The sequence below is a fragment of the Acidovorax sp. GBBC 1281 genome (genome assembly GCF_028473645.1).
Lineage (GTDB): Bacteria > Pseudomonadota > Gammaproteobacteria > Burkholderiales > Burkholderiaceae_C > Paracidovorax.
Genome location: NZ_CP097269.1, coordinates 4,819,300 through 4,832,561 on the forward strand (window position 1 = coordinate 4,819,300; position 13,262 = coordinate 4,832,561).

The 13,262-nt window shown below is 64.2% G+C and carries 13 protein-coding genes; 7 read left to right on the forward strand and 6 right to left on the reverse strand.

Features of this window, described 5'->3' with window-relative positions; genetic code table 11:
• Positions 1-31: 31 nt before the first annotated feature.
• Together fliD and M5C96_RS22555 are read right to left on the reverse strand one after the other, a co-directional pair.
• Positions 32-1,456, reverse strand: a complete 1,425-nt coding sequence (fliD, locus tag M5C96_RS22550; protein WP_272565398.1) for a flagellar filament capping protein FliD — start codon at positions 1,454-1,456, stop codon at positions 32-34.
• A gap of 156 nt (positions 1,457-1,612) precedes the next feature.
• Entirely contained in the window at positions 1,613-2,836 is a 1,224-nt protein-coding gene (locus tag M5C96_RS22555; RefSeq protein ID WP_272565399.1) for a flagellin, read from the reverse strand.
• Positions 2,837-3,221: 385 nt separating this feature from the next.
• Here M5C96_RS22555 and M5C96_RS22560 point away from each other — a divergent pair, with 385 nt between their 5' ends.
• From M5C96_RS22560 to M5C96_RS22590, 7 genes are all read left to right on the forward strand, one after another.
• Positions 3,222-4,451, forward strand: coding sequence for a flagellin (locus M5C96_RS22560; RefSeq protein ID WP_272565400.1), 1,230 nt, complete (start codon positions 3,222-3,224; stop codon positions 4,449-4,451).
• 82 nt (positions 4,452-4,533) lie between these two features.
• Positions 4,534-4,764, forward strand: coding sequence for an acyl carrier protein (locus tag M5C96_RS22565; protein ID WP_272565401.1), 231 nt, complete (start codon positions 4,534-4,536; stop codon positions 4,762-4,764).
• A gap of 57 nt (positions 4,765-4,821) precedes the next feature.
• Positions 4,822-5,808, forward strand: a complete 987-nt coding sequence (locus M5C96_RS22570) for a ketoacyl-ACP synthase III (RefSeq protein WP_272565403.1) — start codon at positions 4,822-4,824, stop codon at positions 5,806-5,808.
• 3 nt (positions 5,809-5,811) lie between these two features.
• Positions 5,812-6,579, forward strand: coding sequence for an SDR family NAD(P)-dependent oxidoreductase (locus tag M5C96_RS22575; RefSeq protein ID WP_272565406.1), 768 nt, complete (start codon positions 5,812-5,814; stop codon positions 6,577-6,579).
• Between the two features lie 7 nt (positions 6,580-6,586).
• Positions 6,587-7,252 carry a NeuD/PglB/VioB family sugar acetyltransferase gene (locus M5C96_RS22580; RefSeq protein ID WP_272565408.1) on the forward strand — a complete coding sequence of 222 codons (666 nt, stop codon included), beginning with the start codon at positions 6,587-6,589 and terminating at the stop codon, positions 7,250-7,252.
• Positions 7,253-7,298: 46 nt separating this feature from the next.
• Positions 7,299-8,537, forward strand: coding sequence for an FkbM family methyltransferase (locus M5C96_RS22585; RefSeq protein ID WP_272565410.1), 1,239 nt, complete (start codon positions 7,299-7,301; stop codon positions 8,535-8,537).
• Positions 8,538-8,585: 48 nt separating this feature from the next.
• Positions 8,586-9,833: a WavE lipopolysaccharide synthesis family protein gene (locus M5C96_RS22590; RefSeq protein ID WP_272565411.1), complete on the forward strand. Its 1,248-nt coding sequence runs from the start codon at positions 8,586-8,588 to the stop codon at positions 9,831-9,833.
• A gap of 16 nt (positions 9,834-9,849) precedes the next feature.
• Here M5C96_RS22590 and M5C96_RS22595 read toward each other — a convergent pair whose 3' ends face one another.
• Genes M5C96_RS22595 through rfbC form a run of 4 tightly spaced genes read right to left on the reverse strand, consistent with a single transcriptional unit; the run spans position 9,850 to position 13,258 of the window.
• The gene (locus M5C96_RS22595; protein WP_272565412.1) at positions 9,850-10,896 is read right to left on the reverse strand and encodes an oxidoreductase; all 1,047 of its coding nucleotides are present in this window, start codon (positions 10,894-10,896) and stop codon (positions 9,850-9,852) included.
• Positions 10,893-11,834: an SDR family oxidoreductase gene (locus M5C96_RS22600; RefSeq protein WP_272565413.1), complete on the reverse strand. Its 942-nt coding sequence runs from the start codon at positions 11,832-11,834 to the stop codon at positions 10,893-10,895. The genes M5C96_RS22595 and M5C96_RS22600 overlap by 4 nt, the downstream gene beginning before the upstream one ends.
• On the reverse strand, positions 11,812-12,702 hold the full coding sequence (locus tag M5C96_RS22605) for an NAD-dependent epimerase/dehydratase family protein (RefSeq protein WP_272565414.1): 891 nt from the start codon (positions 12,700-12,702) through the stop codon (positions 11,812-11,814). The genes M5C96_RS22600 and M5C96_RS22605 overlap by 23 nt, the downstream gene beginning before the upstream one ends.
• Entirely contained in the window at positions 12,692-13,258 is a 567-nt protein-coding gene (gene rfbC, locus M5C96_RS22610) for a dTDP-4-dehydrorhamnose 3,5-epimerase (protein WP_272565415.1), read from the reverse strand. Before rfbC ends, M5C96_RS22605 begins: the two co-directional genes overlap by 11 nt.
• Positions 13,259-13,262: the final 4 nt, after the last annotated feature.

Sequence of the window (13,262 nt, forward strand, 5' to 3'; positions counted from 1 at the left end):
TGTGCGGCGGCGGCAGGCCCGGACACCGGGCTTACTTGTTCCACTGGGCGACCTGCTGCGTGATGTAGCTGTTGAGGGCCGAGAGGCTGCCCATCTGGGTGTCCAGCGCGGTGTATTGCGCCCGCATGCGCTTTTCCAATACGGCCGCGCGGTTGTTCACCTTTTCCTGGTCGGACGTGTTGCGCTTGACTTCCAGGTCGAGGGCGTCGGACTTGTTGTTCATGAGGCCGTCCAGCGACAGCAGTCCAGAGGTGAACGACTTCATGCGAACGGCAGCGCCAGTGCCCGTGCCGCCCGAGGCCGGGTCGGACGCGAACAGCTGCTTGAGCGTGTCGGGCGTTTTCAGCGCGTTGTCCAGCTTGGTGTTGTCCACCGTCAGCTTGCCGCCGCGCTGCACTTCCAGGCCAATGTCGGAGAGCGTCTGCAGGGCAGACGTACCGCCGACTGCAGCACCGATGGCCGCCCGCAGCGAGTTCTGCAGCCCGACCGCCGTGCTGTCGCCCTGCAGCACGCCCTTGGTCTTGCTCTCGCTGTCGTATTTGGTCGAGGAACCCAGCAGGTCATTGACGGCGTTGTAGGCATCCACGAAATCCTGGATGTTCTTCTTCATCGTGGCGGTATCGGCCTTCACCCCCATCTCCACGTCGGTCGTGGTCACTTGCGACACCGTCAGGGTCAACCCGGGAATGGCTTCGGTGAACGTGTTGTCCTTGGACGTCACGCTGATGCCGTTGATCTTGGCCTGCGTGTTCTGTGCGTACTGGATGGTATTGGCCGCCAGCCCCACGCCTGGGGAATTCTGCGGATCGAAGGCGAGCTTGGAGAGGCCCGGCGCCGCCGGATCTTCCGCCACCTGCACGCGAAAGCCCGACTCTTCCCCGGTGGTCTTGGAACGCAGCAGGAGCCGCTCCCCGGAGGCATCGCGCAACACGGTGGCCGTGACGCCGGCGTCGCCCTCGTTGATCTTGGCGGCGATGTTCGTGATCGTGTCGGTCGCGCTGACCGAGACATTGATCGGCTTGGAGGACCCCACGCCGAAAGTCGGTGGATTCGCAGTGGAATCCCAGGTGCCCAACTGGATGGTCATGGTGCCTGCGCCAATGACAGAGTCCTTGGCGACGGCGGTAGAAGCATTCGATTGCGCGCGGGCCAGTTGCTGCACACTCACGCCGAACGACGATGCGCTGGCAATCCCCGACACGGTGGCCGTGACGGCCGCACTGTTGGAAGAACTGACCGCCATGCCGTTCCACGCGCTGTCCCGGGTCAGCTTGGCCGCGGCATCCGACAAGGTCGAGAGCAACGACTTCACCTGGGAGAACGTAGAAATCTTGGTCTGGATGGTGCCCGCTTTGGCCTGCAGCTGAACGAGGGGCTGCTTTTCCAGCGCCACCGTCTTGGTGACGATGGTTTCGACGTCGAGCCCGCTGCCAATGCCTATCGAGGTAATACCCATTTTGGTCTCCCAGGCAGCCGGGGCCGCCATCAACAATCAATACACGATTGTGGCGAGAATCGCTTCGATCTAAAAGCAGGAAAAGCGGCGACAGGAGTGGCCCTGTCGCCGCTTAAAAGGGTTCGGACCGTTCCGATCCCCTTTATAAGCCACCGATTAACGCAGCAGGGACAGCACGCCCTGGGGCAGCTGGTTGGCCTGGGCCACCATCGCAGTGCCCGCCTGTTGCAGGATCTGCGTGCGCGACAGGTTCGCCGTTTCCTTGGCGAAGTCGGCGTCCACGATCCGGCCACGCGATGCCGACAGATTCTCGGCCTGGATGTTGATGTTGCCCACCGAGTTCTCGAAGCGGCTTTGCAGAGCGCCGAGGTCGGCACGTGCGGAGTTCACCTGGTCGATCGCGCTGTCGATCTTCTTCAGGGAAACCCATGCGTCCTTCTGCGTCGCGACGGTCACGGTGTCGATGCCCTTCTTGTCGGTGCCGGTGGCGGCCGCGAGCGTCGGGGCGGCGAAGCCCGTGTTCGCCACGGAGAAGCCGGTCGTGCCGCCGAAGGTGATGGTTTCCGGCACGGGAGGCGTTGCACTGTTCAGCTTGGACGAAGCAAATTCCAGGTCGTACGTGCCGTCGTCCTTCTTGGTCAGGAAGGCGGTCACACCGGTGTCGGCGGACTTGTTGTTGATTGCGGAAACCACTTGGCCCAGACGCTCAACACCAGAGCCGGCAGCCTTGATTTCGCCCAGATCGATGGCGGATGCCGAGCCCACCTGGATCGTCAGGCCACCGGCAGCGATCTTGGTGCCGAAGCCCGTGACCGTCGTGTCGGAAGCATTCAGGGAGGTCACGCTGCCCGTGGAGTACTCGATGTTCGACAGGCCCGCAGCCGACGAATTGGTCAGGGCGCCGACGGTGATGTTTTCACCGGAGTTGGCACCGACCTGGAACAGGGCGCCTGCGAAGCTGCCGTCCAGGATCTTCTGGCCGTTGAAGCTGGTTTGCTTGGCAACGCGGTCGATTTCGTCGGTGAGCTGCTTCACTTCGGATTGCAGTGCAGCGCGGTCCTTGGTGCTGTTGGTGGCATTGCTGGCCTGCACCGACAGTTCACGCATCCGTTGCAGCATGTCGCCGACCTTGCCCAGGGCGCCTTCTGCCGTCTGGGCCAGCGAGATGCCGTCGTTGGCGTTGCGGGCCGCCACGGCCAGACCCTTGATCTGGGTGTTCATGCGCTCGGCGATCGAAGATCCTGCTGCATCATCCTTGGCGCTGGTGATGCGCAAACCCGAGGACAGGCGAGCCATCGAGGTGGTGAGAGAGTTTTGCGACATTCCCAGATTGCGCTGAGCAGTCAGGGAAGCGACATTGGTGTTGATGGTAGAGGCCATTGAAATGCTCCTTGGTAACTTAAATTCCGGCTAGACCGCCGATCACAACGCTGACCCCCATGGCCAGCTGCCAAGACCGGGGCGGCAGTCACGTGAACCCATCCATCGCTTGCCGGTCAACAAATTCGCTTGAACCTGTTGGTTAGGTTATCGGGCAGGCCCTGGAGAACTTGAGCGTCTCCACGCAAAAAAATCGACTTTCCCCGGCACCGCCCGGGTCAGCCACCTCGCACAAGGGTGGATATGGACGGTTTTCCGCCCTTTTTTCCCCACGCCAGGAAAACCCCACCTGGGGAGAATTCTCCCAACGCTAGGGTTGCCCGCTGATGGTGGTGTCCTTGGCCACGGCAGCTGTGCCTTGTCCCTTTTGCGAAGGAGTTCCGTAATGGCCTCGACGATCAACACCAACATCGCCTCACTCAACGCCCAGCGCAATCTGGGAATGTCGGCAGCCTCGCTGACGACCACCATGCAGAGGCTGTCTTCCGGCCTGCGCGTCAACAGTGCCAAGGACGACGCGGCCGGCATGGCCATCGCCGAGCGCATGAACACCCAGGTCAAGGGCCTGGCCGTGGCCTCCCGCAACGCCAACGACGGCATCTCGCTGGCCCAGACGGCAGAAGGCGCCCTGGGCAAGGTGGGCGACATGCTGCAGCGGATGCGCGAACTGGCCGTTCAGGCCAGCAACGCCACGAACAGCAAGGCCGACCGGGCCGCGTTGCAGTCCGAAGTCAAGCAACTCACCGACGAAATCGACCGCGTCTCCAAGCAGACCAGCTTCAACGGTCAGAAGATCCTGGACGGCAGCTTTGCGGGCGCCCTGTTCCAGGTGGGCGCCAATTCCGGCGACAACGTCACGCTCGGCGCCCTGGCGGACACCCGCGCCTCGGGCCTGTCCAGCATCATGTACTCAAGCACGAGCACCGCGATCGCCGTGGACGCGTCGGACACGTCGATCTCCGCCTTCGGCAGCGCGATCCCCGCGGGCGGCCTGACGATCCAGGTCGGTTCGGGCTCCGCCATCGACCTGGGAAGCATCAAGGCCGCCGGCTCCGGCGTGGAACGTCTCGGCCAGGTGATCTCGGCGATCAACAACAAGACGGCCGATACGGGTGTGACCGCCTTCCTGACCAAGAACGACGACGGCAGCTACGGGCTGGAGTTCGCCTCCTCGAAACTGACGAATGCCGTTCCCCCCGTGCCGGAGACCGTGACGTTCGGCGGCACGACCGGGTTCACCGTGGCCAATACGGGCTTTACCCCGCCCACGCTGACGAACGCCACGGGCACCGGCCAGAAAGGGATCGACAGCGTCGATGTCGGAACGCAGAGCCAGGCTTGGGTGGCCCTCAAAAAGATCGACAGCGCGATCGACCAGGTCAATTCGGCGCGCGCGGACCTCGGGGCCCTGCAAAGCCGCTTCGAAAATGCCATCGCCAATATCGACATCCAGGGCGAGAACATGTCGGCAGCCCGCGGCCGCATCGTGGATGCAGACTTTGCCAAGGAAACGGCGAACCTGTCGCGCACGCAGATCCTGCAGCAGGCGGGCACTGCGATGGTGGCCCAGGCGAACCAGTTGCCCCAGCAGGTGCTGAAACTCCTGCAGGGCTGAAGAAGAAGGCATCCGGGGCTAATACACTGCCGTTGGAGGCCGAAATCTTGGTCTCAGCGACATTTTTCATTCTGGAGTACGCATGCCTTCGCCTTCCATCGAGCAATTCATCGAAAGCTTTCTGACCGCCGTCGATTTCCAGGAGCCGGTGGAGGTCACCGCGGATACCGAACTGCGTGCTCTGCCCGAGTGGGACTCCCTTGCCGCCCTGGGTGTCATCGTGATGTTCGACGTGGAGTACGGGAAAACCATCGTGGGCGACGACCTGAAGAACTGCGTCACGGTCACGGACCTCTACAAGCTGTTGGGGTAGACCACCATGGGCCTGTCCACCCTGCACAACGTGCGCTTTGCAGGCATGGCGAGCTGCGTGCCCAAGCGCGTGGTTTCCAACCTCGAGGATTGCCCTCCGAAAATCCGCTCGGAGCGGGAAAGGCTGGTTCGCAACATCGGCATCCAGCAGCGCCGCCTGTGCGCGTCGTGGCAATGCTTTTCCGATCTGGCGCAAGACGCCACGGAAAAGCTGCTGCAGGAACTGCAGTGGGCCCGCGAAGACGTGCACGCGTTGATCGTCGTGACGCAGTCGCCCGACTATCCCATTCCCTCCACCGCCATCATCTTGCAGGACAAGCTCGGGCTGTCGCAGTCCACGATCGCGTTCGACGTGAATCTCGGCTGCTCTGGCTACCCGTTCGGGTTGCACCTGCTGGGCAGCATGATCGCGTCCGGCACGGTGAAAAAGGGCCTGCTGCTGGTGGGAGACCGCTCCGCAAGCGAAAAGGACCCGCTGTTCTCTGACGCCGGCACGGCGACCGCACTGGAATTCGATCCTTCAGCCGCGCCCATGTATTTCGACCTCAACAGCGACGGCAGCGGCTACAAAGCCATCATCAAACCGGTGGGTGGGCATCGGGAGCCCTATGCCTTTCATCACAGCATCCCCACGCGCGACGAGGACGGGGAACTGCAATGGCCGGACCGCCTCCTCCTCGACGGACCGGCCGTGCTCAGCTTCTCCACGCAGAAAATTCCTCCGGCCGTGGAGCGCACGCTGCAATATGCAGGCGTGTCCAAGGACGATGTCGACTACTTCGTCTTCCATCAGGCCAACCGGATGATCAATGAAACCATCCGCAAGAAGCTGGCACTCCCCCCTGAGAAAGTCCCATCGACGCTGGCCGACTATGGCAACACCAGTGGGGCGACCCTGCCGGTCACCATGACCGCGCGCCTGAACGAAACGCTGGCCAGCGGCACGCACAAGCTGCTGCTGAGCGGCTTCGGCATCGGCCTGTCCTGGGGCACGTGCATCCTGGACATTGCAGGGGCACGCTTCCCGGCCATGCTGGAGTCTTGACCGATGGACGCAACGCCCACCCCCTTCCACCTGCAGGGACAGCGCATCCTCGTCACGGGGGCCACTTCGGGCCTGGGCCATGCCATCGCCATCGCCTGCGCACGCATGGGAGCTCAAGTCATCGGCGTGGGCCGCGACGAAGAGCGCCTCACCCGCACGTTGCAGGCACTGCAAGCCGTCGCACCGGCAGCCGAGCACCTCGTGGTGCGTGCAGACCTGACCCAGCCTACCGATCGCTCCGCGCTGGTGGAGCAGATCGCTTCTGTGCCATTGAACGGCATCGTCCACAGCGCAGGCATTTCCCGCCTGTCTCCCGTGCGAATGATCACGGAACAGCATCTGCGCGAAGTGCAGAGCATCAACGTGGACGCCCCGATGCTGCTGACGCAGACCCTTCTCAAGCGCAACCTGATCGCGCCGGGAGGATCGATGGTGTTCATCGCCTCGATCGCCGCACACATCGGTGTGCCGGGAGTGGCCGCCTACTCGGGCACCAAGGCCGCATTGATTGCGATGATGCGCTGCCTCGCGATGGAGGTCGTCAAGCGGGGCATCCGAGCCAACTGCCTCTCGCCCGCCCTGGTTGAAACGCCATTGCTCGACGCCACCGCCACGCTCGTGGGCTCAATGGAAAAGGAGCGAGGCAACTACCCGCTCGGTTTCGGCCAGCCGGAGGACGTGGCCAATGCCGCCGTGTTCCTGCTGTCCCAGGCCAGCCGATGGATCACCGGCACAACGCTGGTGATGGACGGCGGCCTCACCATCAGTTGATCCCCCCATGGCTGCGCCCTCCACGGATACGTCCGCTCCGCATCGAAACCTGCTCATTGTGGGCGCTGGTGGCTTCGGCCGCGAAGTCCTGACGTATGTCGAAGACGACAACCCGCTGTTTCGCCCCAAGGGCTTTCTGGATTCGCGCACTTCGGCGCTGAACGGCATGCAGCGCTCGATCGGCATCGTGGGCGACCCCATGACCTACATCCCCGTGGATGGCGACGTTTTCATGGCCGCACTGGGCGATCCGATGGCGAGATACAAGTACACCGAGGTACTGCGATCGGTCCACGACGTCGACTTCGCCACGGTCGTGCATCCCCAGGCCCATGTGACGCGGCATGCCCGGCTAGGCCGTGGCTGCATCATCGCACCCCGTGTCGGCATTTCGGTGGATGTCCAGTTGGGCGATTTCGTGTGCGTCCAGGAATATACGGTCATCGGGCACGACGTCCGCGTCGGGGATTGGTGCCAGATCAACAGCCACTGCTCCATCGGCGGCGGCGCGAAGATCGGCAACTTCGTGTCGATCCATCCCAATTGCGTCATCACCAGCGGCACGGTCATCGGCGACAACGTCAAGGTCGGTGCGGGCAGCGTGGTGTATGGCCGCATTCCGCCCAACATCACCATCATGGGCAATCCGGCCCGGCGCTTTTCCTGGAGTTGAACGTCTCCGGCGCCCCGGCACCGCATGCCCCCGCGAGCGACCCACCATGGCCTCACTGCCCCCATCCTTCCTGCCCGACGCCTTGGTCAGCCGCATCAACCTGGATCACTTCCAGCTCGATGAAGCACTGCTCGCCATGCTGGACCTGTACCGCCGCGACCCGCATTTCTGCATACCTGAGCAGGCGCGCGAGATCTTCGCCCGGCGCGGGGACCGGACGCGCTTCATCCTGCTGGGAACGAAGACTTTCGCGGAAGTCTTCATCCGTGCGACCCGCGACCAAGGCTGGGCCCTGGCCGTGGTGGATGATTTCAAGCACGCCAGCGGTGAGGACTACTACGGCGTGGACATCATTTCCACCGACCGCTTCCTTGCGATGCTGCGCGAGGACCCGGACATCATTGCCATCAACTGCTGCCGGACGGATTATTCAAGGCGGTTCTTCGACCGGCTCTGCACCCGCCACGGCATCGCCCATGTGAACCACGAGCAGGTCACCCGGCTCTTCGGCATGAATGACCGGGTGGACTACCGCACGGCCGACTGGGCCCCTGCCATCAGCAGCAGGTTCGATGAATTCCTGGCGCTGGAGCGGCGGCTTGCGGATGCACACTCCGTGAGCACATTGCGCAGCGTGCTCCTGTTCCACCTGAGCTGCAATCCCGAGTGGTACCTCACTGTGGCCAGGCCCTATTCGACGCTGTACTTCCGCTCGGGCCTGCTGACGTTCTCGGACCACGAGAGGTTCGTCGATTGCGGCGCCTCCATCGGCGAATCCACGACCGGGCTGCTGGGCCTCACGGGCGATCGCATCGAACACTCCTGGATGATCGAGCCCGACCGGCTGAACATCGAGGTGCTGCGCAAGCTGCAGCAGGGCTACGCAGGCACCGCGCTCGAATCCCGGATTTCGCTGCATCCCTTCGCCGTCGGCGAGAACGACGCGGAAGTCCCGTTCCACCATCTGGGAGGGCATGGCGGCAGCATCGCCGTCGATCCGAGCGCGCCCTTGGAGACGGTGCGCATCCGGCGCATCGACGATCTCATCGATGCGCCACCGACCTTCATCAAGATGGACATCGAAGGCTTCGAGATTCCGGCGCTGCGGGGCGCCCAGGCGGCCATCCGCGCCGGCCTGCCCAAGATGGCGATCTCCGCCTATCACCGCGCGACCGACCTGCTGGACATCCCGGCGCTGGTGGATGCCGTGGCCCCCGGGTACTCGATCGGGCTGCAGCACCACACCGAAGATCGCTGGGATACCTGCCTGTATTTCTATCGCTGAAACGCCTCTCCAGAGGCATTCACTCCAATACCCAGAGGGCACCGCAGGATGGCCAAGATTCGGGGCGGCCTTGACCGCGTTCTACTGAAATATCCGGAAATCGACCCGGCCAAGGTCCGACTGATCGGCTGGGGCGCTGGACAGGCGTTCACGGACTACTACCCGCTGCTGGGCCTGCCGGTGGAATACACCGTGTGCCCGTTCACCGCCCACCAGGACAGGCAGATCCATGGCGTTCCCGTCCGCGGCCCCGAAGCGCTCATGAAGGAACCGCACGAGGAAGTGCTCCTGGTGATCTTCGCAGCGCATTCGGCGGAAATCATGAACCAGATCCGCAACCTGTGGGGCGACTACCGCTGCGTGCCGGCGCTCACCCACAGCGGTCGGCATGGAGACATCGACCAGCTCCAGGCTTTCTCCAGGGTGTTCGAAGGGCTGTCCCTGCAGCGCAAATCGCCCTCACGAACGCCTTCGCTCGGCATCTTCGTGCAAGGCCCGGTGTTTCCCTATACCCCCATGGCACTGGCCTGGCAGCGGATGGCGTGCCCCGAGGCGCATCTGTGCTTCGTCACCTGGGATCACCAGTCTGCCGCCAGCCTCGATGCCTGCCGGCCATGGGTAGACGCCGTGATCACGCTTCCCCAGCCCCAGAACATGGTGGACAGCCGCAATGCCATCATCCGCTCGGCCAAGGCAGGCGCCCGGCATCTGGCCGAGGTGGGCGTACCGTACTCGGTGCGCATGCGAAGCGATACGGTCGTCACCGGATCGCTCTACCGGGCGGTGGAAGAACTGTTCGACGATGGCAGCAGGAACGAGGGGAAATTCGGCTTCCTGGCGCATTCGTCCTGGAAGCAGATTCCCTTCCATTTCTCCGAGCGTTTTCTCGTGAGCCGCACCCAGGACATGTGCGAGCTGTGGGCGCTGCCGGAAGACCTGCGCGGTGCGTCCGAGATCCAGCACCGGACCGACGAGCCCTACCAGCAGATCCAGAAGGCGGCCGTCGAATGCCTGCTGTGGCAGAGCCTGGCACGCAAGTGGGGTGAGCCGGCCCAGGACCTCGCCGATGGCTACCGGTTCGCCGCGAACCATCTTCTGCCGATGGACGAATACGCCGATGTCCTGTCGCTCAAGAGCGTCCCGCTGTTCAATCTGACCCTCAACAAGGGCTTCGTCGGCACGCCCGCCTGGTGGCGGGAGGTCTACGCCGATCTGCCCTCGGCCATGCGGCAGGCGCACGAGGAAAGCGCTCAGGACTTCACGATCGCCGAATTCTTCAGTGGCCGTGTCGGCTGACTGCCCATCAATCTGATTAATAGAGCACGGCGCGCCGCTCGGGCGTCATGGGCTCGAGGGCTTCTCCACGCTCCAGCCTTCGCACGAAGTCCGGGTTCGCAAGGAGCGCGCGGCCCCAGGTGACCATGTCCAGATGCCCCTCCTGGATTTCGTGCTCGGCCTCCGCAGCGGATAGCGACGCGCCCCCCATCAGGAAGTGGGGCCAGAGGGGACGCACACGGCGCACGATTTTTCCGGAAGTTTCGGCATAGGGCGCATCCGCGCAACTGATGTCCAGTTGCCTCAGCCCCAGGCGATCCAGCTGGGCGATGAGATGCTGCAGCATGTCGTCGAGGTCCGGCCACTCGTACAGTCCGCCCATCATCCGCGCAGGCGAGAGGCGAATCATCAGGCGCTGGGGGCCGCAAATGGGCAGCAGGCGCTCCACGAGTTCCAGCACGATGCGGCAACGGTTCTCGACCGATCCTCCATAGGCATCGGTCCGGTCATTGATGCGCGCATCCAGGAACTGGTCGATCAGGTATCCATGTCCCATATGGATCTGCACGCCGTCGAAACCTGTATTCAGGGCGCGCTGCGCGGCCTCCTCGAAAAGACGGTAGATGCCAGGCATCTCCGATGCATGCAGCGCACGGGGCTGCCCGTAGGGCTGGCCGTTCTGGCGGTTGATGCCCGCCGCTGGCCGGTCCGTGGAACTGACCGGCGCCAACCCGCCAGTGAAGTCCGGGTGCGAGATCCGCCCGCAATGCCACAGTTGCGCCACGATGCGCCCGCCAGCCTCCTGCACCTGCCGGACGGCCGGGATCCAGCTGTCGGCCTGCTCGTCGTTCTGCAGATGGGGCACGTTCCGGTAACCATCCGCCGAAGGATGGACCACGATGCCTTCCGTCAGGATGAGCGATACGCCGGCAGCGGCACGCCGCGCGTAGTAAGCAGCGATTTCGTCCGTGCAGCGGTGCTGCGCATCGGCAAAACCACGCGTCATGGCCGCCATGGCCACACGATTGCGCATGGGACCGAAAATGTCGTGGTGAACGAAGGGGCTCAGCAGTTGCAGGCTCATGGGGCGAACATTCCAGTGAAATAAGGGTGGTCGAGATAGGCGGCCAGGCTGTCCTGCCATGTGCGCTGACGGTCCAGCCCGTGGGCCTGCAGCGCGGCGTTGCGCATCACCACCGCATCGGGGCGCACGGCTTTTTCCTTGCGAGCCATGGTTTCCGCAGGAACACGCGCTATCTCGATGCGGCGATCCAGACCCAATCGGAGCACGATCTCCCGCGCCAGTTCGAAGAAAGAGGCTTGCCCATGGGAAGCCATGCAGAAACGGCCCGTCTCGCCGCGCGCCAGCAGCAGCAGGCTGTTGTAGGCCAAATCGTCCGTGAGCGTGGGCTGCCAGATGCGGTCACCGATCTCCATGCGGTCCACGCCGGAGCGCAGCAGTCCCGCGAGGTGCGGAACCAGCTTGCCGACGAAATTCTTGTCGCGCGCATGCTCTCCGAAAAACCCGCCCATGCGCACAGTGAGCGCCTGCGGCGATGCCTCCAGCACGATGTGCTCCGCCTCCAGCTTAAGGTGTCCGTACACGCTCAAAGGACGGGGGGGCGTGGCCTCGTCCACCGGCTGGCTTCCGTCGTAGATCAGGAAGGTCTGCGGGTAAAAGAACCGGGCTCCGCATTCGCGGGCCAGCTCGACCACGTGGCGGGTTCCTTCGATCTGCACCTGCACCGCCGCGTCCGCATGGTCCTCGCACCAGTTGACGTCGGAACACACGGCGCAATGGATCACGATATCGGGCCGCCAGGCGCGCAAGGCCTGGGCCTGCTCGCGCTGGCGCACATCGAACGCGTGGCGGTCGAGGGCCGCGACCAGGGCAGCAGGGACCTGCTCAGCCAAGTGGCGGGCGAACGCCTGCCCGAGCATTCCGCCGGCACCCGTGATCAGGATGCGCGAGCCCTCCAGGGCGGACAGTTCGTTGAATTCACGCAAATCGTTGCCCCTCATGTTCAGATCCAGACAAGAACAGGTCGGCCGCCATTTCGGGGACGCAGCGCATCACCTCGTTGGGCCGGTACGGCAGGGCGCCGACGAGCAGCCGGCCCGGCGCCTTCCAGACAGACCACCAGTGCTGCGCGAAATCCTGCATCGATACCGGCGAGCCCGATCCCACATTGCGCACCCAGGGCCTGCCCGCCTCGACGTCACCGCGCTCAGCCGCATGCCGGAATGCCCGGGCGACCGCCTCCACGGGGACGTAGTCGCGCACCTGCGCACCGGGTGTCATCGAAAAATCAAGGCCCTGCGATGCGGCCAGACGCAATGCCGGCCAGAAGTTCCCGGCGTACTGGCCTTCGCCGAAGACCGAGAAGATCCGCAGGTAGCACAGCTCCATGGCGTGTTCGATCGCGTGCGCATGCGCAGCCTGGAAACCTGCGGCCTTGGATGCCGCGTAGCCATACGCGGGTGCCAGCGGTGCGCTGGCCGGAATGAAGTCGAAGGCATCCGCGCTGCGACCGTATTCCGCGAACGTACCCGCCAAGACCGACCGCTTCACGCCAGCGGCACGCGCCGTATCGAGCAGTTGCAGCAAAACGGTGACGTTCCAGTAGAACAGGGCCTGCCAGTCGGCCTGCTGCGGCGGGACGCCCGGCGACGCCAGGTGCATCAGCACGTCCGCCCCGGCCAGATCGGCGGGCGCCAACTGGTCCATGGCGCGGCTGAGCCACACAAGGCGAGGATGCACCGACGCAGGCGCGTCGGCCGGATGCCTCAGGACGGTGACGCGATGGCCCGCCTCCAGCAGAGACGCCAGCACGTGCCGGCCGATGAACCCCGTCCCTCCCGTCAGGAACACATGCCGTTCAGTGGTCATTCGGCGGTCCTTCCGGCATCTCGAAGGGGCTGGCGAAATCCTCCATCCGCGGGTGCTGGCGGTCGCGCACCGACAGCACAGGATGGTCATCGGGCCAGGGAATGCCGGCAGAGTCCCAGCGGATGCCGGCATCGTGCCCAGGCGCGTGGGCCGAGGTGACGTGGTAGACGATGGTCGCGCCTTCGGTCAGCGCATAGCAGCCGTGGGCATACCCCGCCGGAATGTAGACCTGGTTGCCAAGCTCGACGTCCAGCTCGAAGGCGGCAAAGCGGCCCTGTGTCGGCGAGCCGCGGCGCAGATCGACCACCACATCAAAGAGGCGGCCGTGGCTGCAGTGCACCAGCTTGGCATGGTGGTGCGGCGGCAACTGGAAGTGCAGCCCGCGCAGCACGCCACGCCGCGATACGCTGTAGAAGCTTTCTACCCAGTCGCAGTCGAGCCCTCGGGCAAGGAACGCCTCGCGGCTGAAGGTCTTCACGAATCGCCCACGCTCGTCGGGCCGCACTTCGGGCTGGATCAGGTAGCAGCCCGGCAAAGGGCTTTCTTCGAAGCGCATGGTG

Coding starts and splice junctions, on each gene's coding strand:
- M5C96_RS22580 (WP_272565408.1), top strand. CDS start 6,587: ATGGCTGCGCCCTCCACGGATACGTCCGCTCCGCATCGAAACCTGCTC.
- M5C96_RS22590 (WP_272565411.1), top strand. CDS start 8,586: ATGGCCAAGATTCGGGGCGGCCTTGACCGCGTTCTACTGAAATATCCG.
- M5C96_RS22560 (WP_272565400.1), top strand. CDS start 3,222: ATGGCCTCGACGATCAACACCAACATCGCCTCACTCAACGCCCAGCGC.
- M5C96_RS22600 (WP_272565413.1), bottom strand. CDS start 11,834: ATGAGGGGCAACGATTTGCGTGAATTCAACGAACTGTCCGCCCTGGAG.
- M5C96_RS22585 (WP_272565410.1), top strand. CDS start 7,299: ATGGCCTCACTGCCCCCATCCTTCCTGCCCGACGCCTTGGTCAGCCGC.
- rfbC (WP_272565415.1), bottom strand. CDS start 13,258: ATGCGCTTCGAAGAAAGCCCTTTGCCGGGCTGCTACCTGATCCAGCCC.
- fliD (WP_272565398.1), bottom strand. CDS start 1,456: ATGGGTATTACCTCGATAGGCATTGGCAGCGGGCTCGACGTCGAAACC.
- M5C96_RS22555 (WP_272565399.1), bottom strand. CDS start 2,836: ATGGCCTCTACCATCAACACCAATGTCGCTTCCCTGACTGCTCAGCGC.
- M5C96_RS22565 (WP_272565401.1), top strand. CDS start 4,534: ATGCCTTCGCCTTCCATCGAGCAATTCATCGAAAGCTTTCTGACCGCC.
- M5C96_RS22605 (WP_272565414.1), bottom strand. CDS start 12,702: ATGACCACTGAACGGCATGTGTTCCTGACGGGAGGGACGGGGTTCATC.
- M5C96_RS22575 (WP_272565406.1), top strand. CDS start 5,812: ATGGACGCAACGCCCACCCCCTTCCACCTGCAGGGACAGCGCATCCTC.
- M5C96_RS22595 (WP_272565412.1), bottom strand. CDS start 10,896: ATGAGCCTGCAACTGCTGAGCCCCTTCGTTCACCACGACATTTTCGGT.